The 21,523-nt window shown below is 73.6% G+C and carries 17 protein-coding genes; 14 read left to right on the plus strand and 3 right to left on the minus strand.

Annotation, left to right across the window (positions count from 1 at the left end; genetic code table 11):
- Nucleotides 1-142 precede the first annotated feature (142 nt).
- Both ACIBIW_RS17640 and ACIBIW_RS17645 read right to left on the minus strand, forming a co-directional pair.
- Nucleotides 143-1,249, minus strand: a complete 1,107-nt coding sequence (locus ACIBIW_RS17640) for a hypothetical protein (RefSeq protein ID WP_399337011.1) — start codon at nucleotides 1,247-1,249, stop codon at nucleotides 143-145.
- 43 nt (nucleotides 1,250-1,292) lie between these two features.
- A complete protein-coding gene (locus ACIBIW_RS17645) occupies nucleotides 1,293-2,210 on the minus strand; it encodes a pyridoxamine 5'-phosphate oxidase family protein (protein WP_399337013.1) in 918 nt (305 codons plus the stop codon).
- Nucleotides 2,211-2,692: 482 nt separating this feature from the next.
- Here ACIBIW_RS17645 and ACIBIW_RS17650 point away from each other — a divergent pair, with 482 nt between their 5' ends.
- The 13 genes from ACIBIW_RS17650 to ACIBIW_RS17710 all read left to right on the plus strand — a co-directional run bounded on the left by ACIBIW_RS17650 (nucleotide 2,693) and on the right by ACIBIW_RS17710 (nucleotide 19,019).
- Nucleotides 2,693-3,928 carry a hydroxymethylcytosylglucuronate/cytosylglucuronate synthase gene (locus ACIBIW_RS17650; RefSeq protein ID WP_399337015.1) on the plus strand — a complete coding sequence of 412 codons (1,236 nt, stop codon included), beginning with the start codon at nucleotides 2,693-2,695 and terminating at the stop codon, nucleotides 3,926-3,928.
- Nucleotides 3,912-5,099, plus strand: coding sequence for a DegT/DnrJ/EryC1/StrS family aminotransferase (locus ACIBIW_RS17655; protein ID WP_399337017.1), 1,188 nt, complete (start codon nucleotides 3,912-3,914; stop codon nucleotides 5,097-5,099). The genes ACIBIW_RS17650 and ACIBIW_RS17655 overlap by 17 nt, the downstream gene beginning before the upstream one ends.
- Nucleotides 5,096-5,917: a phosphotransferase family protein gene (locus tag ACIBIW_RS17660; protein ID WP_399337019.1), complete on the plus strand. Its 822-nt coding sequence runs from the start codon at nucleotides 5,096-5,098 to the stop codon at nucleotides 5,915-5,917. The genes ACIBIW_RS17655 and ACIBIW_RS17660 overlap by 4 nt, the downstream gene beginning before the upstream one ends.
- A complete protein-coding gene (locus tag ACIBIW_RS17665; protein WP_399337021.1) occupies nucleotides 5,910-6,311 on the plus strand; it encodes a hypothetical protein in 402 nt (133 codons plus the stop codon). Before ACIBIW_RS17660 ends, ACIBIW_RS17665 begins: the two co-directional genes overlap by 8 nt.
- On the plus strand, nucleotides 6,308-7,300 hold the full coding sequence (blsE, locus tag ACIBIW_RS17670) for a cytosylglucuronate decarboxylase (RefSeq protein ID WP_399337023.1): 993 nt from the start codon (nucleotides 6,308-6,310) through the stop codon (nucleotides 7,298-7,300). Before ACIBIW_RS17665 ends, blsE begins: the two co-directional genes overlap by 4 nt.
- Before the next feature lie 55 nt (nucleotides 7,301-7,355).
- Complete coding sequence (locus ACIBIW_RS17675) at nucleotides 7,356-8,222, plus strand: hypothetical protein (RefSeq protein WP_399337025.1); 867 nt, start codon at nucleotides 7,356-7,358, stop codon at nucleotides 8,220-8,222.
- 53 nt (nucleotides 8,223-8,275) lie between these two features.
- Complete coding sequence (locus ACIBIW_RS17680) at nucleotides 8,276-9,442, plus strand: aminotransferase class I/II-fold pyridoxal phosphate-dependent enzyme (RefSeq protein WP_399337027.1); 1,167 nt, start codon at nucleotides 8,276-8,278, stop codon at nucleotides 9,440-9,442.
- Nucleotides 9,435-10,244: a dihydrodipicolinate synthase family protein gene (locus ACIBIW_RS17685; RefSeq protein ID WP_399337029.1), complete on the plus strand. Its 810-nt coding sequence runs from the start codon at nucleotides 9,435-9,437 to the stop codon at nucleotides 10,242-10,244. The genes ACIBIW_RS17680 and ACIBIW_RS17685 overlap by 8 nt, the downstream gene beginning before the upstream one ends.
- A gap of 273 nt (nucleotides 10,245-10,517) precedes the next feature.
- Nucleotides 10,518-12,308 carry an amino acid adenylation domain-containing protein gene (locus tag ACIBIW_RS17690; RefSeq protein WP_399337031.1) on the plus strand — a complete coding sequence of 597 codons (1,791 nt, stop codon included), beginning with the start codon at nucleotides 10,518-10,520 and terminating at the stop codon, nucleotides 12,306-12,308.
- Entirely contained in the window at nucleotides 12,305-13,561 is a 1,257-nt protein-coding gene (locus tag ACIBIW_RS17695; RefSeq protein ID WP_399337033.1) for a cytochrome P450, read from the plus strand. The genes ACIBIW_RS17690 and ACIBIW_RS17695 overlap by 4 nt, the downstream gene beginning before the upstream one ends.
- An 87-nt stretch (nucleotides 13,562-13,648) precedes the next feature.
- The gene (locus ACIBIW_RS17700) at nucleotides 13,649-16,726 is read left to right on the plus strand and encodes an amino acid adenylation domain-containing protein (RefSeq protein WP_399337035.1); all 3,078 of its coding nucleotides are present in this window, start codon (nucleotides 13,649-13,651) and stop codon (nucleotides 16,724-16,726) included.
- Between the two features lie 79 nt (nucleotides 16,727-16,805).
- A complete protein-coding gene (locus tag ACIBIW_RS17705) occupies nucleotides 16,806-18,728 on the plus strand; it encodes a hypothetical protein (RefSeq protein ID WP_399337037.1) in 1,923 nt (640 codons plus the stop codon).
- Nucleotides 18,729-18,761: 33 nt separating this feature from the next.
- Nucleotides 18,762-19,019 carry an MbtH family protein gene (locus tag ACIBIW_RS17710; protein ID WP_399337040.1) on the plus strand — a complete coding sequence of 86 codons (258 nt, stop codon included), beginning with the start codon at nucleotides 18,762-18,764 and terminating at the stop codon, nucleotides 19,017-19,019.
- A gap of 68 nt (nucleotides 19,020-19,087) precedes the next feature.
- Here the strand turns inward: ACIBIW_RS17710 and ACIBIW_RS17715 are convergent, their stop codons facing one another.
- Complete coding sequence (locus ACIBIW_RS17715; RefSeq protein ID WP_399337042.1) at nucleotides 19,088-19,669, minus strand: TIGR00730 family Rossman fold protein; 582 nt, start codon at nucleotides 19,667-19,669, stop codon at nucleotides 19,088-19,090.
- A 272-nt stretch (nucleotides 19,670-19,941) separates the two neighbouring features.
- Between ACIBIW_RS17715 and ACIBIW_RS17720 the strand changes: the two genes are divergently transcribed.
- Nucleotides 19,942-21,438: a hypothetical protein gene (locus ACIBIW_RS17720; RefSeq protein WP_399337044.1), complete on the plus strand. Its 1,497-nt coding sequence runs from the start codon at nucleotides 19,942-19,944 to the stop codon at nucleotides 21,436-21,438.
- Nucleotides 21,439-21,523: the final 85 nt, after the last annotated feature.

The raw sequence follows: 21,523 nt of genomic DNA on the forward strand, positions 1-21,523 counted from the left end.
CTGACGCCGGCTCCAGGGGCCGGACGATCGGCAATCAACGATATGCGGCACCTTCCGCTCGTTCAACACTATGGAAGACCGGCGCGCGCCCCACCCGCCCGGCCGCCGGTGGACCGGCGGCCGGGCGGCGCTGCGGCGCAGCTCAGCGGGGGGTCACGGGCACCCGGGCGAGATCGATTCCGGCATCGATGCCGGACTTCCAACTCCGGCTGAGGTGCCGCCCCATGAGCCGGACGTCCGCCGCCCCGAGAACCGGCCGCGCCGGGGCGTCCGGGACCAGGGCGAGGACCGGCACGAGGAGGTCGGAGAACAGCCCGCACCAGTCCGCGAGCGACGCGCTCCGGCTCCTGCCGAGTTCACCGATCCCGCTGTCGAACCCCAGGTATCCGACGGTGTCGTCGGCCACGGAGGCGAGTTCGTCCAGCGCACGGCCGTCGAACTCGGACGGGGCGGGCGAGTCGAAGACCTCCCCCCAGTCCCGGCCGCCGCGCAGCGCGAGGGCCAGGAGGAAGCGGTACTTGGCGAGTTCGAGTTCCGCGTTGGCCCAGCTATAGGCGAGGAGGCCGTCAAGGTCGACCAGGTCCCGCACCCACCGGCGGCGCGGCGCGCGGCGCGGGCCGAGGCAGGCTTCGAGGAAGTCCTGGACATGACGCACGGGCCCCGAGCAGACGGCGTCCGGGGTGTGGAACACCCCGCGCTCCTCGGTCTCGTGGAGGAACTCCGCCGGGCTCGGCGCGGCCTTGTGGTCGCCGCCTGCGAGCATCACATACTCCGGTGTCATCGCCATGCCGAGGCTGGGCTTGTACAGGCTCGCGAGCCGCCGCGGGACCACGGTGCGGCTGCCAAGACCCGAGCGCCGCGCGTAGAAGGCCGGGAGCGTGGTGAGGACCCGGCCGAGCACCCACACCCAGCGCCAGTCCAGGACCTCGTGCCCGTACCTGCGGTGGAACGCCTCGCGGATCTCCGCGACCCCCTCCAGCACGTCGGACCAGTCGGGTTGCAGGCTGCGCAGCGCCGACACGTTCATCGGGTGGCCGCCCCGCGAGCCGGGGTACGGGCACCGGCGCATCTCGTAGGGGACGCCCTCGCGCACCCGTTCCGCGGCGTACCGCTCTCCGAGCGGGCGGCCGTCGTCCGCGTAGAGCAGCCGGGCGATGTCGAAGCCGAGGATGTAGAACTCGCAGAGTTCCCAGACCCGTTCTGGCGTGGGCGGCCGCTCCCCGCCGGTGCGGTCGTGCGTTGCGGACACTCGGGTTCCTCCGGATGGTGTGACATGAGGGGCGGACGGGTGGTCAGTCGAGGACGGGCGTGTGCCTGGACCGCTCGCCGCCGCTCAGCTCCACCGGCGCCGGCAGCGGCACCCGCCGCCAGGACAGCGGTGTGAACCGCCAGAAGCGGCCGTTGCCCCCCGCTCGTTCGGCCTCGTCCTTCCAGTGCACGGTCGCGGAGCCGGTGAACACCACGAACTCCTGCCCGCAGACGAAGCCGACGCTCACCCTCGGTTCGAGCAGCAGGTTGCCGATGGTCTGGTACATGGCGTTCCCCGCGAAGTCCGGGATCTCGAAGGTGTTCGGCGCGACCTCGCGGATGAACCCGGGGTCCCCGCTGCGCGTCGCCGCGTCGAGTTGGCCCCCGGGGTTCCCGCTGCCGACGAAGACGAGTGAGGCCCGGCACAGCAGGGCGGCGTCGGCCCGGGTGATCGACCGGCCCTGGGTCGCCGCCGTCGCGGCGGGTCGCGCCGACGGTACCAACTGCTGGCGGACCAGGTACTTCTTGCAGTTCGGGAACGCTTCGAGTATGGACACCTCCAGCGGGTTGTGACGGGAGTCCACCACCTCGCCGTTGACGCGGAAGCGCCGCCGGGTGTGCGGGTCGAGGAACACCAGGCCGATGCGCCGGTCCCAGCGCAGCCGGTCGAAGAGGGCGTCCCCCGGCGCGACGGCGGAACGGGGGAGCGTGAGGCCGGAGGCGCCGAGGGCGCCGAACTCCCCGGCCTCGGCGACGAGCAGCGAGAGCACGGGCGAGCCGTCGCGGCCGACCGTCGCGGCCACGGCGATACGCGCGCAGAGCACGAGCGAGCGTCCGCCCTCCGCGAGGAACGGCTTGACGACCGGCCCCAGGTCCTCCGCTTCGGCCGTGTGGCCTGCCCGCTTCTGGGCGTCCAGCTCACCGGGATGGAAATTCGCCGGCCGGTCGTTGTCCCTCGGCACAGTTTTCCCCCTGTACGACAGTGGCGGAGCGGTGGCGTGCGTATATACGCACCCGCTTCTTTACGGGGTGCTCGAATGGGCGGGGCGAATAACGCCATTGTCGCCTTGCGGTGACGATAGGAGCGGCGTCGTCGGGCTGTCAATGGAATCGAATCCGGCCCGGGGTGCGGCCGTCCCGCGCCGTGGCCTACCTTCCACATATCCGCATTCTGGCAGGTCGATCCCTTCCGTGGCGGCCCGCGCAGTGTCAGCAAGTGTGCCCGCCACTTGTGGCCAGTGACCCCCCGTGGACCCGCAGGGCGGGAGTGTGGAATACCTCTACGGGCTGCCGGCAAAGGCAGTCGGAATACGCGCCGGGCGATTCGCGGGAGATGGCGAAGGGACCCGGCAGTAAACATCTGCCTCCCATTGGGGGATACATGACCCGCACGGGATCACTTTCCTCGGCCCCCGGGGAAGAGGCTGTCGTCGCGATCGCAGGCGTGCAGTTCGGCTGGGGCAGCACGGGAAAGATCGCCGCCGTGATGGACGCGCTGCGCGCCCGGCACGGCGACCGGATCAGCTTCACGGGACTGGCCTCGGCGCTGGGCCGCCCGGTGCTGGCCGCGCACCCGGTCACCGGCTGGCTCGACGTGCCGTCGGACGACGACGACCTCGCCGAACTGGCCGCGGCCCACCGCTTCGCCGCGGCCGTCGTGGTGCTCGACCCCGAACTCGCCTCCCGGCTCCAGTCGGTGGGGGTGCCGGTGGTGTACCTGGACAGCCTCCCGTTCCTGTGGACGGACCACGACGAACTCCCCGTGGACGTCGCGGCCTACTGCGCGCAGCTCTGCCCCGCCCTGCCCCGTACCTGCTGGTCCTCGCTGCGCCGTATCAGGTCGCTGCACTGGGTCGGCCCGGTGGTGGGCGGGCCCGCCGACGGGGGCGCGGCGCCGGTGCCCGGCCGCGCGGTCCTCAACCTGGGCGGCCTCGAATCGCCGCTGCGCGACCACGGCGACAACGCCTACCTCTCCCTCGTCCTGTCCCGCGCCCTCACCGCGCTGCGTGACCAGGGCTTCCGGGACGTGGTCATCACCGGCAACGTGGACCTCGACCGGCTGCCGCGAGCGGCCGACGTGGCCGGGATCTCCGTACGCGGCGGGCGGCTGCCGCGTGGCCGCTTCCTCGACGAGCTGCGCACGGCCGAACTCGTCGTCACCTCGCCCGGACGTACCACCCTGCTGGAGGCGGCGTCGCTCAACCAGCGGTGTGTCGTCCTGCCGCCGCAGAACCTCAGCCAGATCTTCAACGCGGCCGACGTGGCCACCCAGGTCGATCCCCGGATCGTCGTCGGCTGGCCGGCGGACGTGGTGGACGAGGCCGTACTCGACGAGCGCAGGACGCACGGCGAGGCGGAGGCCGTCCGCTACCTGTACGGACGCATCGCGGACGCCGCAGGGCGCGCACCGGCGCACGGCGACCGGCTGGCCGCCCGGCTCGGCGCGGCCATCGAGGCGTCCGCACGGCCGGGCGCCAGGATGGCGCCGCTCCTGGGGCCCGGCGCCGCGGACGGCGCCGCCGAGGTCGCCGACATCGTGGACACGGTCGTCGAACGGAACAACGGGAACACCCCGGGGCGCCCGGCCCTGCCTTCCGCGGCCGGGGCGAGCGCGCGCACCCACCACCAGCCAGGCGACGCACGAGAGATGGAGACAGACGTCTATGCGGCATCCCGATGAACTGAAGCAGGACCGTTCCCTGGCGATCAACGGCGGCACCCCGCGGTTCGGTGAACTCCCCTGGGAGGAGACGGGGATCGTCGCCGAGGCGGCCGACGACGTGGCCGCGCTGATCCGCACCCGGCGCACCGTCCACTGGGGCGGCGGCCCGCACACGAAGCGCCTTGAGGCCGACTTCGCGGCGCTGGTCGGCCGCGACCGCGCCTTCTTCCACCAGTCGGGAACCGCGGCGTTGCAGACCGCGCTGTTCGCCCTCGGCGTCGAGGACGACACCCCGGTCGCGCTGAGCGACTCCGGCTTCGTGGCCAGCCTCAACGCGATCTACCACCTCAGGGCCCGCCCGGTCTTCCTGCCGACCCACCCCGACACCTTGCAGTGCGTCGACGACGTGGCGCAGTGGACCGCGGCGACCCCCGTACACACGGCGCTGATCACGCACTTCTTCGGGAACGTCGCCGACGTCGAGGCCATCAGGCGCACATCGGGCGCGGCGCACCTGGTCGAGGACGGCGGCCAGGCGCACGGCGCCACGCTGCGCGGCAGGCCGGTCGGCGCGTTCGGCGACATCGGCTCCTTCGCCGGCTCCACCAAGAAGCTGGTCACCGCGGGACAGGGCGGCCTCAACGTCTACGACGACCCGGACATCGACTGGCGCATGCGCACGTACGCGCACCACGGCAAGTCCGGCAACTACGAGGGTGTCTTCCCCGGGTACAACTTCCGCGGCGGCGAGATGGAGGCGATCCTGGCCCACGCCGCGCTGCGGCAGCTTCCCGAGCGGGTCGCCACCCGCAACGCCACGGCCGACGCCCTCTTCGAGGTCTTCGACGCGGCAGGTATCCGTACGGCCCGGCCGGCCGCCGGCCTCGACTGCACCCCTGCCTGGTTCGACGTGGCGCTCATCCTGGACGAGGAGTGGGCGGGCCACCGCGACTGGCTGGTGGACGCGCTGGTCGCCGAGGGCATCCCCGGCTGGCGCTACCCCGCCCTGATCGCCATGCCGTGGGTCAAGCCCTGGATGACGTCCAAGGGCTGGTGGGGCGAGCGCGAGGAGCACCTCCTCGCGGCCGAACGCTCCCTGTGGGACCGCACCCTGGTGCTCGGAGCCCAGATGAGCCCGCTGGACGCGCGCCGGATCGGCGCCGCCACGGCGGAGCTGCTGAAGGGATGAGCGGCGGCGAGCTGGCCCAGGCGGCGCAGGGCCTGCGGCGGTGCGGAGACCCGGTCGTGCGCGGTGTGCGCCTGCGGCACGGCGGCAACTGCGCGATCTACGTCGGCTCCCGGCTCGTGCTGCGCGTGGGCCGGTCCTGGCCGCTTGACACCGCGCAGGAGCTGCGCTGCTGGCAGGTGGCCCGCGGCCACGGGGTGCCGGCCCCCGAGGCGTTGGGCAGCGGTGTGCTGCCCAACGGCCGCCCCTACGTGGTCTACCGGCATGTCGCCGGGGTGCCGGTGACCAGCAGAGCCGGCCTCGCCGCGGCCGGCGGCACGCTGGCGGCGCTGCACGCGGTGCCGGGGCGGCTCTTCCCCCGCGAGGCACACAACCTGCCGCGGCGCAGGGCGCGTTACGACACCGCGCTGCGTGGCCGCGCCGCGGTCGGCGTCCGCCCGGGGTCCTGGGCCGACGGGCTGCTCGGACGGGCGGCCGAGGACTGGCGGACCAGCCGCGAGGTGGCGGGGCACGGCGACTTCCGCTCCCCCAACCTGGTCGCACGCGGCGGGCGGGTGGCGCTCGTCCTCGACTGGAGCGACGCGCGCGCCACCAGCCCCGAGAGCGATCTCGGGCAGCTCGCCCCCGAACAGCTCGACGACGTGCTGGCCGGCTATCTGGCCCACGCCCGGCGCCCGCCGGACCCGGGCTTGGTCGCGGGCCACGTACTCGCCCGGCATGTGGCGCTCGAAGCGGCCGGGGTGTTCCCCGCGGGCACCAGTGTCCGGGTCGGGGACCTGCTGGAGGAGCGGCTGCGGCAGGGGAGGTGGGGCCGTGGCTGAGCACCCGCACCCGGCACCGGGGGCCGGTGCCGAACCGCTCGTCCTCGATCTGGGCGGCCTCGCGGACCTGGCGGAGGTCGCCGCCGATCTCGACGCCGCCCTGGCGCGGCAGCGGGGCGGCCCGCTGCTCCTCACCTGGCCCCACGGCGCGGGCACCGGCCCCACCGCGGTGCCCGCCGGGCGGCGGCCGGCCGAGGCGGTCGTACGCGTCGGCGACCTGGAGGTCGTGGTCCTCACCGAGCTGCCGGGCGAGGGGGCGGCGGCGCTCGCGGGCATGGCCGCCGCCGGACCGTGGTCCGGGGACACCGCGGTGGCCCGGACGGTGCTCGTGGTGGCGGACCCCCGTCCCCCCGCCCGATTCCCGCAACCCCCGACCCAAGGAGAGACACGATGAGTGGTGCCCGTAGCCGCTATCTGTTCATCAGAGTCCTGGAGGCGTGCAACGCCGACTGCTTCATGTGCGAGTTCGCGCTCTCGCGGGACACCTACCGCTTCACGGTCGACGACTTCGAGGAACTGCTCCCCCAGGCGGCCGAGTCCGGGGTCGGCTACGTCCGGTTCACCGGCGGCGAGCCGCTGATGCACCAGCAGGTCCTTGAGCTGGTCGAGGCGGGCACCGCGGCGGGCATGCGGATGTCGCTGATCACCAACGGCTTCCGGCTCCCGCAGATGGTCGACAAGCTGGCCGCCGCCGGGCTCGCGCAGGTCGTGGTCAGCCTGGACGGCTCGTCCGGGGAGACCCACGACGTCTACCGCCGCACCCCGGGCTGCTTCGACCGCGGGGTGGCGGGCCTGCGCGCGGCAGCGCAGGCCGGCATCCTCACCCGGGTCAACACCGTCGCGGGGCCGCACAACTACCGGCAGATGCCGGACCTGCAACGGGTGCTCACCGACGTCGGGGTGGGCCAGTGGGAGCTGTCGGCGCTCAAGCTCGAACGCACCATCACCTACCCCGCGCGCGCCGAGGTACTGCGGGTGTGCGACCCGGTCTACGCCGCCGATCCGGAACGGGTCCTGGTCCCGCTCGGGAAGCGGTTCTACGGCGACACCCCCGAGGAGCAGGACGCCTTCTTCGACGAGGGTGTCACGCCGCGCGCCTCGCTCCCGCTCTGCCACGTCACCGACGACGTGGTCTACCTCGACCCCAAGCAGGGCCGCACCTTCGGGTGCAGTTGCCTGCCGCACCGCGACGGCGACGGCCCGGGAGGGGCGCCGCTGCGCGACGAGCGCGGGCGGGTGTTCCTCGACAACCCCCAGTTCCGCAAGCACGCGGAGCGGTTTCGGGCCGACGGGCCGCGGGTGTGCTCCGGATGCTCGACGACGGCCGCGGGCTACAGCGACGACATGGCACGGCTGGGGTCCGTACCCGCATGGCACTACTGAGACCGGAACGCCGGGGGATGTCCCGGGCGCGTGACCACGCACCGAGGAGCGAACCATGACCACGCACGACGACAGGCCCTCGCTCGTCCTGCACGCACCGGCGGGGGACCTGGAGGCCGCGGCAGCACTGGAGTTCACGGCCGCCCACCTGCCCGAGTTCCGGCGGGCCCACGACGACCGCGGCGCGGCGGCCGCCCTCGTCATCGGGGAGCCGCGGCGCAGCGCGGAACTGGCCGCTGCCGGTGTGCCCACCGTCTATCTGCATCCGGCCGGCGCGGCCCCGGGCGACCCGGGCACGTCCGGTGTGTCCGCGTCCATCGTGTGCTGGCAGATGCCGAGTTGGCTGTCGGGGACCGGCCCCAGGGGCGGGCAGGTGGGCGGGACCGAGCTGTCCGTCACCGCCGTGGGCCCGCACCGGCGGCCCCGTCCGGCGGGCGGGGGCGGCCCGGCCGTCCAGTTGACGGGCGGGGCCCCGGAGCGTGAGCGGACGGTGCGGGCACTGCGTTCGGCGCTGCGCGAGGCGGGCCAGAACCCGGGCCCCGTGCCGGTGCTGACCGGCATGGCGGCGGACGACTGGGACCGATGGGCCGCGGAACTGGGCGAGTTCGACCTCGTCAGGGCCGACCTCGCGGACTGGCCCCGGATTCTCGGCCGCGCCGACATGCTGGTCGCCGATCCCACCGTGCTGGCGGCGACCCTCGCCCAGACCGCCCGGCTGCCGCTGCGGCTCCTGCCGGGGAGCGGGGCACGGCAGTCCCACGTCCGCGGCGCGATCGCGGCCCTGGCCGGCGGGGCCGGTGCGGACGAGGCCGTGACCGTGGCCCCGGACGCCTGGCCCACGGCGGAAGGCCGGGCGGGCGCTCTCGGCGGTGGGGCGCAGATCGCCCGTCAGATCCGGCAGCTCTGCCTCGCGCCGGTCTGACCGAGCGCCGGTACGCCCCGTCCGACCCGATCCGTCGACCTCCAAGGAGCAACATGTCCCCCAGCGCCCTGTCCCTGAGCGCCGCTGATCTCACTCAGCACGAAATACGGGCCCTGCGCTCGGAGTACAACTTGGCCGACGCCCACACCCACCAGGCCCAGTCCCCGAGCCAGCGGGGGATCGTGGAGTCGCTGCCGCGGCTCTGGTACGAGTCGGAAGCGGGCAGGCAAGGCGAGTTCGAGCGGCGCTTCCTCGACGCGTTCTTCCGCTTCCGCGGCCAGCGCACCGCACCGGGCCTCGGCCGCACGCTGCTGACGTACGCCGCCTCCGTCTCCACCGTCATCGCCGGCATGTACCTCAAGCGGCAGGGGGCACGGGTCTCCCTGATCGAGCCGTGCTTCGACAACCTGCGCGATCTGCTGGTCAACCTCGACGTCGAACTGGTGCCGCTGCCCGAGGAGGCGCTGGCATCGGCGGACACCGTCTACGACCGGCTCGCGCGGCAGCCGCGCACCGAGGCCCTCTTCCTCGTCGATCCCAACAACCCCACCGGCCACAGCCTGTTGGCCGGGGGGCGCGGAACCTTCGAGGAGGTGGTCAGGTTCTGCCGCGACAACGGCCGGCTGCTCGTGCTCGACCTCTGCTTCGCCGCGTTCGCCCTCAACTCCGCAGGAGGGAGGACCGACGTCTACGAGATCCTTGAGGCGTCCGGCGTCAGCTACATCGCCATGGAGGACACCGGCAAGACATGGCCCGTCCAGGACGCCAAGTGCGCGCTGATCACGGCCAGTGCCGACCTCTACCCGCACCTCTACAACATCCATACGAGCGTGCTGCTGAACGTGTCGCCCTTCACCCTCAACGTGCTCACCCACTACGTCGAGGACTCCCTCGCGGACGGCTTCGCCTCCGTGGCCGACGTCCTGTCCGCCAACCGGGAACTGGCCCGTGAACTCACCAAGGGCACCGTCCTGCGTCACCAGGAGCCCGCGGTCCCGGTCAGCGTCGCCTGGTTCGAACTGGACGACCGTGCGCCCACGGCGACCGAGTTGCAGCGGGAACTCGCCGACGCCGACGTACACGTGCTGCCCGGCACCTACTTCTTCTGGAGCCGCCCCGAACGTGGCGAACGGTGGATGAGGGTGGCGCTCGCCCGCGACCCCGAGGAGTTCGCCCAGTCCATGCGCCTGCTGCGGAAAGTGGTCGGCCGCCATGGCTGAGGGGCGTCCCGGCGGTGTCATGGCGCCGCTGGTCACACCGTTCGACGCCGCGGGACGGGTCTCCCCGGCGTGTGTGCGGGCGCTGGTGCGGCGGGTACGCCCGTACGCCAGGGCCGTGGTGCCCACCATCAGTTGCGGCGAGGGCGTACGGCTGGACAGGGAGAGCTGGCGCACCGTCAACCTCGCGGCGCTGGACGCGGCGGAGGGCCTGCCCGTGATCACCGGCATCCAGTGCGCGGAGCCCGCGGAGGTCGTGGCACGTGGCCGCTGGGCCGCGCGGCACGGCGCCGCGGGGGTCTTCGTGGGGCCGCCCTGGTCGCAGGGGCGCCGCCAACGCGAGGTGTACCGCGCGTACGCCCGCGTCGCCGCGGCTCTCGACCTCCCCGTGTACCTCTACAACGAGAGCGTCGTCAGCGGTGTCGAACTGGCGCTCGGGACCCTGGTCGCGGTGTGCTCGCTGCCCACCGTCGTCGGGGTGAAGGAGTCCGGCCGGGCCCCCGGGGTGACACGGTCGCTGCTGCGCGCCGTCGACGGCGTGGACGTCTACCAGGGCTGGGAGGACCTGCTGACCGCCACACCGGGGGTCGCCGGGCTGATCGGACCGCTGGTCCTGCTCGATCCGGCGCTCTGCGCCCGGTTCGCCGCACGGCCGGGGCCCGAGCTTCAGGACGTGGTCACCGCGGCCTGCCGGCGCCACGGCCTGTTCGGCGCCGACTACGTGGCGCGGACCAAGGCCGCCCTGGTGTCCCAGGGGGTGCTGCGGACGGCGGCGCCCGCGCCCGGGCCGACGCGGGCCGCGTGACGCCCGCGCCGCGGTGACTCCAAGTTGCCCGCGCACATGTGGTCAGTACCGGTGTGTTGTCGGCCGGTGGAGCCCCGGGCAATGCTTTCCGTACCGGGAATTCCGATTCATCCGACGGGGACGGCAAAGGACTCCACGCCGCGTCCCCGCCGGGGCCCCGCCGCCCTCAAGGCGGCGACGCGGGCGGCCGACCGCGACGACATGTCGCGGCCCCTGAGTGCCCGTCCCGTAAGGCCGGGGCCACCCGCCCCCGAACTCCTAGGAGATACCGCCTTGACTCCCCCTGCCCAACAGCCCGCCGGCGCCGGGACCTTGACCGGCCTCTTCACCGCCGCCGTCGCCCGCTTCGCCGACCGGCCCGCCGTCCGTGACGACCGGCGGGCCCTGACGTACGCGGAACTCGACCTGCGCTCCGACGCGTTCGCGCACACCCTGCGCGCGCACGGCGTCACCGCCGACGACCACGTCGGGCTCTGGCTGGAGCGCTCCGTCGACGTCTTCGTCGCCATCCTCGGCATCCTCAAGGCGGGGGCCGCCTACGTCGCCGTCGATCCCCGCTACCCCGACGCCCGCCGGGACCTGATGCTCACCCGCGGCGGTGTGCGGCTCGTGGTCGCCAGGCCCGAGTGGCGGGAGCGGCTGGCCGGGCTCGGCCCCGCCGTCCTGCCGTTCCGCAGCGAACCGGTAACGGGGGCGCGCCCCGAGCCGGTGGACCACGCGAGGCAGGGCGGCGCCGCGAGCGTGCTGTTCACCTCGGGCTCGTCCGGGACGCCCAAGGCCATCGTCCTTGAGCACCGCAACATCGTGTCCTTCGCCACCAACCCGGACCTGCCCCGAGTACTGCCCGAGGACCGGACGGGCCAGATCTCCAGCCTCTCCTTCGACGCCTTCCACTTCGAGATGTGGACGACGCTCGCGCACGGCGCCGAGGTGGCCGTGCTGCCGCCCGTTCCCGACCTGCTCGCGGCGGACTTCCAACGCGAGATGAAGCGCCGCCGCATCACGGCCCTGCTCGTGCCGACCATGGTCGTCAACCATGTCGTACGGGAGGACCGCGACGCCTTCGCCGCCCTGCGCATCCTCCAGGCAGGCGGCGACGTACTCCTGCCGTCGGCCTGCCGCGACCTGCTGGCGGGGAAGTTCGAGGGCGAGCTGTACAACCTCTACGGCCCCGCCGAGATCACCACCGCCTGCACCGCGCAGCGGGTGACGGACGCCGAGGCCGGGCTCGACGCCGTGCCCATCGGACGCCCGCTCCACGGCGTCCGGGTCCATGTGCTCGACGCCGACCGCAGGCCGGTCGCCCCCGGCGAGACCGGGGAGCTGTACGTGGGCGGCCCCGGCGTCGCCCGCGGCTACCTCGACGCGCCCGGCCTGACCGACGAGTCCTTCGTGCCCGACCCGTTCGCGCAGGAACCGGCGAAGCTGTACCGCACCGGCGACCTGGGCCGCGAACGCCCCGACGGGACCCTGGAGTTCCGGGGCCGCGCCGACGCCCAGGTCAAGATCCGCGGCTACCGCGTCGAGCCCGGCGAGGTGGAGCGCGGGCTGCGCCGCCACCGCCAGGTCCACGAGGCCGTGGTGCTGCCCTCGGGCGAGGGCTCCGACCGGCATCTGGTGGCCTTCGTCGTCCTCGACGGCCCGCTCCCGCTGAAGGAGCTGCGCGCCCACGCCGAGGCGGAACTGCCCGACTTCATGGTGCCCGGCCACTTCGTCACCCTGCCCGAGATCCCGGCGAGCGACCACGGCAAGCGCGACCTGGGGCAGCTTCGGGAACTGCTCGACAAGCACCGCGAACGGCAGCGCGGCCACACCGCCCCCGCCACCGAGACCGAACGCCATCTGGCGGGCGTGTGGGAGTCGCTCCTCGGCGCCGAGAACATCGGCGGCAACGACGACTTCTTCCAGCTCGGCGGCCACTCCCTGCTCGCCCTGCGGATGCAGAGCAGGGTCAAGCGCGACCTCGGGGTGGCACTTGAGTACCGCACGGTGCTCGCCAACCCGGTGCTCTCCGCCCTCGCCGCCGAGATCGACGCGGCCAACGGTGAGGTGGACTTCCAGTGACCACCCGGACGGCCGGGCCCGCACCGGCCACCGCACACGCCGCCGGGACCGCCCGGACCGACCTCACCGACATCGGGCTGTTCGTCAGCGGTGCGCACACCGAGGTCTTCACCCGACTGCGGGCGAACGAGCCCGTCTTCTGGAACGAGGGCGCCGACGGCAACCACTTCTGGGCCCTGACCCGGTACGCCGACGTGCTGTGGGCCTACCGCGAGCACGCGGTGTTCGGCTCGGCGCGCGGGGCCGTACTCGGCGGCTCGTTCCGCAGCAGGGACGACACCGCGGGGGGCCGGATGCTCGTCGCCTCCGACCTGCCGCGCCACCGGCTCCTCAAACAGCAGATCCACCCGGCGCTCTCCGCGCCCGTGGTGAAGCGGGTCGGCGCGCGGGTGAGGGCGCTGCTCGCCGACGCGTTCGACCGCGCCGCCGCGGCGGGCGGCTGCGACTTCGCCACCGACATCGCCACCGAGCTGCCCGCCGGGGCCCTCATGGAGATCATGGGGATCGGCCACGGACAGGCGCACGAGCTGATCGGCCTGACCCGCCGCATGGTGGGCTTCCAGGACGAGACCTTCGTCGACACCGGCGGTGAGGCGCGGATGCGGCTCGCCTGGCTCCAGGCGGAGATCTTCGAGTTCTTCGCCGACCTCGTGGACCGCAGGCGCGCCGACCCGGGCGACGACCTCGTCAGCGTGCTCCTCAACGCGGAGATCAACGGCCGGCCGCTGTCCGAGGAGGAGGTCTTCTACAACTGCATGAACGTGGCGGTGGGCGGCAACGAGACGTCCTCGTACACCGCCTGCTCGGGCCTCCAGGCCCTGCTCGACCACCCCGACCAGTACGACAGGGTACGGTCCGACCCCGCGCTGGCCGGCACGGCGGTGGAGGAGATGCTCCGCTGGGGCTCCACCAACGCCTATGTGCAACGGGTCGCGCTGTGCGACGTGGAGCGCGACGGTGTGGCCATCCGCAAGGGCGACTCGGTCACCCTGTGGAACGTCTCGGCCAACCGCGACGAGGACCAGTTCCCCGACGCACACCGCTTCGACGTCGCCCGCACCCCCAACCGCCACCTGAGCTACGGGGCCGGCATCCACCGCTGCGTCGGCGCCCCCGTCGCGGAGTCCGAACTCGGCCTGCTCCTCGACCGGTTGGTCGCCCCGGGACTCCGCTTCAGGGCGGCCGGGACGCCGCGCAGGCTGCGCTCCAACTTCATCCTGGGCACCACCCAGCTCCCCGTGGAGATCGTCTAGCGGGCACCCCGCCACCCCCGGTCCCGGCCTCCGATCCCCCCGCCGACCGTGTCCCCGCCGCCCCCCGACCCGAAGGGAACCCCACCCATGACACCGACCACACTGGTGGACCTGTGGGAGCGCCAGGCGGCGGCGTCCCCCGATGCGCTCGCGCTGCTGGCGCACGGCGAGCGGCTGACCTACGCCGAACTCGACGCACGCGCCACCCTGCTGGCAGCCCGGCTGCGGGCGCGCGGCGCGGGCACCGAGTCCCTGGTCGGCGTCTGCCTGCCGCGCTCCGCCGAACTGCTCGTCGCGCTGCTCGGGGTGCTCAAGGCCGGTGGGGCGTACGTACCGCTCGACCCGGGCTATCCGGCGGAGCGGCTCGCCCATATGGCAGGGGACTGCGGCCTGCGGCTCGTGCTGTGCGGCGCGCGGCACACGACGTGTGCCCCGTTCGAAGGCGAGGGGCTGGAGTTCATGGCGGCCGAGGGGGCGGCGGAACCCCACGGCGCCCGCGCCACCGCGCCCGTGGACCCGGGCGTCGAGCCGCGCAACCTCGCCTACGTCATCTACACGTCGGGCTCCACCGGCCGCCCCAAGGGCGTCGCCGTCACCCACGCCTCGATCGTGTCGTTCCTGCACAGCATGGCCAGGGAGCCAGGTCTCCGCGCCGGGGACCGGGTCCTCGGCCTGACCCCGCTGTCGTTCGACATCTCCACGCTCGAAATGTTCCTGCCCCTGACCGTCGGCGCCACCGTCGTGCTCGCCCCGGCCGACGCCAACACCGACCCCGCCGCCCTCGCCGCCACCGTCGAGGAGCACGGCGTCACCTTCGTCCAGGCCACCCCGACCACCTGGCGGATGCTGACCGAGTGGGGCTGGCGGGGCCACCCGGGCCTCACCCTCGTCTCCGGCGGCGAACCCCTCGACGGGCAGCTCGCCCGGCGCCTGCTCAAGCGGGGCCGCGCCCTGTGGAACCTGTACGGGCCGACCGAGACGACGGTGTGGTCCACCGCGTCCCGCATCACGGAGCCCGAGCCCGTCACCGTCGGCACCGCCATCGACAACACCGGCCTCCACGTGGTCGACGGGCACGGCCGCCGCCTCGGCCCCGGCGGCATCGGCGAGCTGTGGATCTCCGGCGCCGGGCTCGCCCGCGGCTACGCGGGGCGCCCGGGACTGACCGCGGAGCGCTTCGTCGCCGACCCCTTCGGCGCCCCGGGCAGCCGCGCCTACCGCACCGGCGACCTGGCCCGCTTCCTGCCCGACGGCCGCCTCGACATCCTCGGCCGGGCCGACCAGCAGATCAAGCTGCGCGGCTTCCGTATCGAACTCGGCGAGGTCGAAGAGGCCCTGCGCGCCCGTCCTGAGGTCGCCGACTGCGTGGTACTGCTCGACGAACACGCCCCCGGCGGCGCCCACTTGGTGGCATGCGTGGTGCCCCGTGCCGCACAGCCCGCGGACTGGGAGACCCAGCTCCGTGCCCACCTGGGCAGGTCGCTGCCCGCCCACATGGTGCCCCGGCACTACGCCACCCTCCCCGCCCTGCCCCGTACCCCCGCGGGCAAGACGGACCGCGCGGCGGTCGCCGCCCGACTGGCCGACGCGCGGCGACGGGCCGGCGCCGAGCGGGGCACGGGCGACGCACCGGCCGCCGATCCGCTGCTGGCACGGGTACGCGAACTGCTCGCCATGCCGCGGCTCGGCGCCGGGGACGACCTGATCGACGCCGGTACGACCTCCCTCGACGCGGTCCGCGTCGCCGTGCTCGTCGCCCGCTGGGCCGACGCCCGTATCACCGTCGCCGACGTGTACCGGCTGCGCACCGTCGACCGGCTCAGGGCCCGCGGCGCCGAGGCGCCGCCGACCGCGCCGCTGATGCCGCAGGACACCGGGGGGTCCCGCGGCCCGGCCCCGATGACACACGCACAGCGCCGCTTCTGGCTCGCCGAGCAGACCTCGCCGGGCGACGCCGACAACATGCTCGTACTGGCCTACCGGTTGACGGGCCCCGTCGACAGCGACGCCCTCGAACTCGCCCTGCGGGACGTCGTCGAACGCCACGCGGCGCTGCGCACCGTCTTCCCCTGGGACGGCGACGACCTGCCCGTACCGCGGGTGCTCGCCCCCGACGCGGCCGTACCCGAGTGGGAGCGGACGAAGCCGGACGGCGGCGCCGCACCGGCCGACGCGCGGGAGGCGGCGCGGCTGGCGACGCTCGACTGGTGGGAGCGGCCCTTCTCGCTCGACGACGAACTCCCGCTGCGGGCCCGCTGGTGCGATCTGGACGACGACCACCACCTGCTCTGTCTGCACCTGCACCACATCGCCTTCGACGGCTGGTCGGAGGCCCTGCTCATCGACGACCTGGGCACCGCCTACACGGCGCGCCGCACAGGGAGCGCCCCCTCGTTCACACCGGCGCCCTGCTACGCGGACTACGCGCACTGGGAACACCGCAACGTCGACCGCTGGACACGCGACGACCTGCCGTTCTGGCGCCAAGCCCTGCGGCACACGGCACCCGCCGTGCTCCCCGCACCCACGTCGGCCGGGCAGGCCACCCGCCGCGAACGGGTCGTGTCCGTCGCGCCACACACCGTCGAACGCCTGACGCGGGCCGCGGGCCGGCACGGAGGCCCACCGGCCGCCGCGCTGCTCGCCGCCACCGGCCGCGGCCTGGCCCGCGCCTTCGACGCCCCCGACGTCTGCCTGGGCACCGCGACCGCGGGCCGCTTCGACCCGGCGCTCGCGTCGGTCACCGGCTACTTCGTCAACCCCCTCGTCGTGCCGCTCGACGGCTCCCGCGACCTGCCCGCGGACGAACTCCTGACGCGGGCCGCGGACGCCCTGGTGTCCGCCCTGGAGCACGCGAGGACACCGTTCGACGAACTCGTGCGCGTCCTGCCGGCCACCCGCGGCCGCCACCCGTGGTTCCAGGTCTGGTCCGTACTCCAACAGCCCCTGCCATACGGGGAGTTCAGCCCCGGGGTGACGGTGGAGGCGGTGCGGGTCCCGCCGCCGTCCACGGAGCTTGAGCTGATGTTCGAGGCCATCCCGCGCCGCGACGGCTCCTGGGAACTCGTGATGCTCTGGCGCGAGGACGGCATCGGCGGGGTGACCGCCGGGACACTGCTCGACTCCGTGGAGACCGCCCTTTGCGAACTGGCGGAACTGGCCTGACGCGGCCCGCCCCGCCCCCTCCAAGACCCCGTATTGCTGCGGGCATTGACCGCAGGAGACACAAGAGAGGCGATGCGCCGTGGCGCCCATCGAGCGCAGTGCGATGTTCCAGCCGTGCGACACCCCCGCCGCCCTGTCACGGGCGGCCGTGCGCCTCCTCGACAACCGGGACGGCCCGGTGCCCTTCCTCGCCGCCCACCGCCCCGACCTGCGCGCGTCGGCCGGGCGCGCCGCCGACCTCTACGGCACGGCCACCGTCCCCGCACCCGTCGACACGGGCCTCGACCTCCTGGGGGACGCCGCGGGGGCCGACGCCGTCCGCGTCCTCCTGCGCCCGCTCGCACACACCTGGACAACGGACCCCGAGGCGGCGTCCGGCGCCCCCTCGCTGCTCATCTGCGGCCTCTATCAGCACCTGACGTCCACGGTCGTCGCACCCCTCATGGGCTTCAACGCCCCCCGCCCGGGCGTCTCCGTACTGACCGGCAGGGACATGGCGTCGGTGAGCTGGATGATCGCGAAGCAGTACGCCGGGGTGCGGCCGGAGGTCACCAGACAGGCGCTGCTCACCGGCCAGGACGTGGTGGCCGACCCGCCCGAGGGCATGTCGGTGCTGTCCTACGAGGACTTCCAGACCCACGACATACGCCGATACCTCTCCGCAGCGCCCTGGCGCCGCCTCCAGTTCCAGTCACACGGCAAGGACCAGGTACTCCTGCTGGGCCGCTGGGCACTGACCGGCGACAGCGACGCCGACGCGCCCGAGGGCCCCGTCACCCTGCGGCCCCGCTACGGCTACGGCTACCCGGATGCCTCCGACGCGCTCGACATGATCCGCTTTCGCGAGTTCACGGCGGCCGAAGTGATCCTGAACGCCTGCCACAGCGGCACCTTCCCCGACACCGGCTCCTACGCGGTGCGCTACCAGATGCTGCTCGCGGCCATCGACGGCACCGCCCAGACCGTCATCGCCGCCGTCACGGCCAGCAACGCCGGAATGCCCGAGTCGGCGCGGTTCCTCGACCACCAGGACTCGGGCACCGACATGGCGGCCGTGCTCAACGCCGGCATCGCCGACGTCAACCCGTACGCCGTCTTCCTGCGCCACGGCGTCCAGCGGAACCCGGACACCACACCCGCGACCCTGGCGGCGTTCCGCACCGACAGCCCGGAACAACGCGAGACCGAGCGGCTGCTGTCCCTCGCCCTCGACCGGGCCGTCGGCTGGGCGGAGAGCGGACTGCTCCCCGCCGACCACCCGTTGAAGTCGGCCTGCGCCAAGTTCCTGAAGAAATACGCCCCGTTGCTGCGCCGCACGTCGCCCGCGGAGTCGGCCCGTATCCACACCCGGCTGACGCATGACCTCGCCGCGTTGGACCGCTCCGTCGCCAGGCGGATCGCGGCGGACCCGGACGATCCGATGATGGACTACCCCGACTACTGGGCCGAGCGCTCCGCGGTCCGCTCGGCCCCCGCACCGATGGCGTGCCACACCTGCGGCGACATCGCCCAGCGGTTCGTCAGGACCGGCAGGAGCCATGTCGTCCCGGACGTCGAGGTCGTCGCGTGCGTACGCTGCGGCGACAGCGACTTCCGGCTCGTCGGCGGACCGGCCCTGGTCAGCAGGTCTCCCGTGAGCACGCACACCGGTGGGACGGTGACCGTGCGCGTCGAGATCGCCAGGGCCCGCCCCGGCACCGTCCACTACGGCTTCTACACCCCCGGCTACCTCACCGACTACACCCTCCGCGCCCCCCTGCGCGCCGCCGCGGTCGGTGAGGACGGCGACTTCACCGACGAGTTCACCCTCGCCCTCGGCCCCGCGGTGGCCCCGCAGATGTACTACTACACGGTGTACTCGGTCCAGGACCTGGGCATCGCCATCGCCCGCCACAACCTCGGCGTCCATCCCGCGAACCCCGCCGCCCCCGGGCCCCTGCGCACGGCCGCCGCCCCCACGGGCCGTGAACGGGCCGACACCCACGCGGCATCACCACGCTGAACGGCCCCTTCCGCCCGCCCCGAGGAGCACTCCGTGCAGAACCTGTTCGAAGACCCCGACGCGCCCTACCTGGTACTGGTCAACGACGAGGAGCAGCGCTCGCTCTGGCCCGCCCGGATCGACATACCGTCCGGCTGGCGCGTCGAACTGCCCGCGACCGGCCGCCGCCGGTGCCTCGACCACATCGAGCACCACTGGACGGACCAGCGCCCCAGGACCCTGCGCGAGCCGCGCCCATCCGCGCCCTGCGCAACGGATGGGGGCGGGGGCGAGAGCGGGGGACGGGTGTGACGCGCGGGGGCGGCGAGAGGGTGTGACGAGGGCCGGGTGCCGCCCCCTGGCCCCCGGACGCCCCGGCCTCAGACCAAATCCTTCCCGTGCGCGGGGCGCGAGCCGCCGCGCAGCCGCTCCTCCAACGCCTGGAGGAGGCCGGGCAGATCGGGGGCCACGGCGAGGTCGTCCAGGGTGGCGGCGGGCAGGAGACCGGAGTCGGCGATGCCGCGCAGGGCACCGAGCAGCGGGGCCCAGAAACCGCCCGCGTCGAGGAACCCGACGGGCTTGGTGTGGAAGCCGAGTTGACGCCACGACCACACCTCGAAGACCTCCTCCAGGGTGCCGAGGCCGCCGGGCAGCGCGGCGAAGGCGTCGGCACGTTCCGCCATGATCGCCTTACGCTCGTGCATGGAGTCGCATATGACCAGCTCGGTCACCCCCTGGTGCGCCCACTCCCGCTCGACCATGCCACGCGGCATGACCCCGACGACCTCGCCCCCCGCCCTCAGCACGCTGTCCGCCAGCACCCCCATGAGCCCGCGCCGACCACCCCCGTAGACGAGACCGACCCCCCGCCCGGCCAACTCGGCGCCCGTAGCGGCGGCCAGTTCCGCGTACGCCGGGTCATGCCCGTCGGACGACGCGAGAAAGACGGCGAGTCGGCGCATGAGGCCCTCCGGGACAACGGCATGAGAATTCGGGTGTACCACACCGACACCGACGTCGACACCGCCCAGGCACGGCCGCCAGGGGCCCCGGCGGCTCTTCCTCGGCGCACCCGGCGAGCCGCGTCTCAAGGACCGTGCCCTCGTGGCTCTCGCCGTCTTCCTCGTACTCCGATCCGCCGCCACCCCGTAGTCCTGCCGTGACCCGTGCGATGCAGGGTGGTCGGATGAACGTCACCTGTTCCAGAGGCCGTTCTGCGGCTGTGCTGGTGGTCATGGCCCTGGCCGTGCTGCTCGGCGGCTGTGGAGCGGTCCACGCGTCGCGGCTGAGTCTGGATGTCCCCGAGGTCGTCTATGTCTCGATGGACCCGGACCGGGCCCTCGACTCCGAGAACGACCTCGACGTCAGCCAGAAGATCACCGGTGCCGGGCCCACCGACGTCTCCGTCACGTTCGACATCCGGGGCCTCGCGGGAATCGCCGTGCTCAAAAGGGGAGGCGACTGGTGCCGGATCGACCGGATCAGGCAGCCGGTCTTCGGCTGCACCATGCGCACGGACCGGCAGAACCGGGCGGGGCAGACCTTCCACGTGGTACCGGCCGAGGGCAGCAAGGCCGGTGACACCGGCGTCGTGCGCTACACCGTGCACTCCCCCGGCGTCCCGGCCGCCAAGGGCCGCACCACCATCGTGGTCGGCACCCCCGAACTGGAAGTGACACAGCGGCCGGACCGTACGACCGTGTCCCCTGGCGGCACGGTCGGTGTCCGGGTCGTCGTCCGCAACACCGGTGACGTGCCCGCGCGAGGGGTGGTCCTGGCAATGGAGGCGAGAGACGGGTTCTCCTTCGACAGCACCCACCGCAACTGCCGTTACCAGGGCGGGTCGGCCCGGTGCCCGCTCCCGGCCTCCGAAGCCGTCATCGCGCCCGGTGAGTCGTACGCACTCGACGCACACGAGCGGCTGCGGGCATCGGCCGACGCGCTGTATCCCGACGTCGGCTACTCCGCCAGCGCCCTCACGGGGGACGCCACGGCGTGGCCGGTGAACTGGGCATCCGCCACGGCGGGATCGGGCGCCGACCTCCGGCTGGTCCCGGCCGACAGGACGGCCGGATGGACGGGCCCCCGACTCCAGGTCGCCGCCACGAGTCACACGGACCTCGCCGCCGTGGGAGCCACGGTCAAGGGCCCGGTCGGCAGTCGGCAGAGCATGCGGATCGGCTTCCGCACCCACGGTCCCGGGTCCCCGCGCAGCGCACCCGTCACGGTCGGCTTCACCGTGCCGGCCGGTACGAGCGTCGTGGAGTCCCCGTACGACCCCATGCGCGACGAAGAGGTACTTGACCAGGACTGCCGGGCCCTCGGCACCGACGGCACCCCGATGACCGACTCGGCCAGCGACAGACAGCCGCCCGCCCGCCGCTACGCATGCACGGCTCCGGGCGGCAGAGCCGGCCAAGTGACCCTCTTCCCCTTCACCTTGCGTATCGACGAGAAGACCGGGGAGCGCGGCGGCCAGGTCACCGTACGGGGCGCCGACGCGAAGCATCCGAACCACGACGACCGGCACGGGAACGACAAGGCCGGTGTCGCCGTACGGGTCTGGCCGGGGCCCGCGTGGGCCACGTCGTCGTTCTATGTCACCGCGGCCGTCGGCCTCGCGCTGCTGCTCGCCGCGGCCGCCGCCCTGTACTACCGCCGACGGCGGCGGAGCCCGCGCGGGAGGACGGAAGCCCCGGCGGGCGAGGAGGTCCCGACGCGAGGGCGCTGACCGCCACTGTCCGGCCCGCTCCGGCTCGCGCGTCACCGGTATCCTGACAAGCGATGCCGGAAAACCGCCAGCCTCCTCCCGGGCC

This window comes from Streptomyces sp. NPDC050560, from assembly GCF_044457285.1.
Taxonomy (GTDB): Bacteria; Actinomycetota; Actinomycetes; order Streptomycetales; family Streptomycetaceae; genus Streptomyces.

Excerpts from the sequence above, each read along its gene's own strand:
- ACIBIW_RS17655 (WP_399337017.1), top strand. The coding sequence starts at position 3,912 with ATGCGGCATCCCGATGAACTGAAGCAGGACCGTTCCCTGGCGATCAAC.
- ACIBIW_RS17660 (WP_399337019.1), top strand. The coding sequence starts at position 5,096 with ATGAGCGGCGGCGAGCTGGCCCAGGCGGCGCAGGGCCTGCGGCGGTGC.
- blsE (WP_399337023.1), top strand. The coding sequence starts at position 6,308 with ATGAGTGGTGCCCGTAGCCGCTATCTGTTCATCAGAGTCCTGGAGGCG.
- ACIBIW_RS17675 (WP_399337025.1), top strand. The coding sequence starts at position 7,356 with ATGACCACGCACGACGACAGGCCCTCGCTCGTCCTGCACGCACCGGCG.
- ACIBIW_RS17680 (WP_399337027.1), top strand. The coding sequence starts at position 8,276 with ATGTCCCCCAGCGCCCTGTCCCTGAGCGCCGCTGATCTCACTCAGCAC.
- ACIBIW_RS17685 (WP_399337029.1), top strand. The coding sequence starts at position 9,435 with ATGGCTGAGGGGCGTCCCGGCGGTGTCATGGCGCCGCTGGTCACACCG.
- ACIBIW_RS17700 (WP_399337035.1), top strand. The coding sequence starts at position 13,649 with ATGACACCGACCACACTGGTGGACCTGTGGGAGCGCCAGGCGGCGGCG.
- ACIBIW_RS17715 (WP_399337042.1), bottom strand. The coding sequence starts at position 19,669 with ATGCGCCGACTCGCCGTCTTTCTCGCGTCGTCCGACGGGCATGACCCG.
- ACIBIW_RS17720 (WP_399337044.1), top strand. The coding sequence starts at position 19,942 with ATGGCCCTGGCCGTGCTGCTCGGCGGCTGTGGAGCGGTCCACGCGTCG.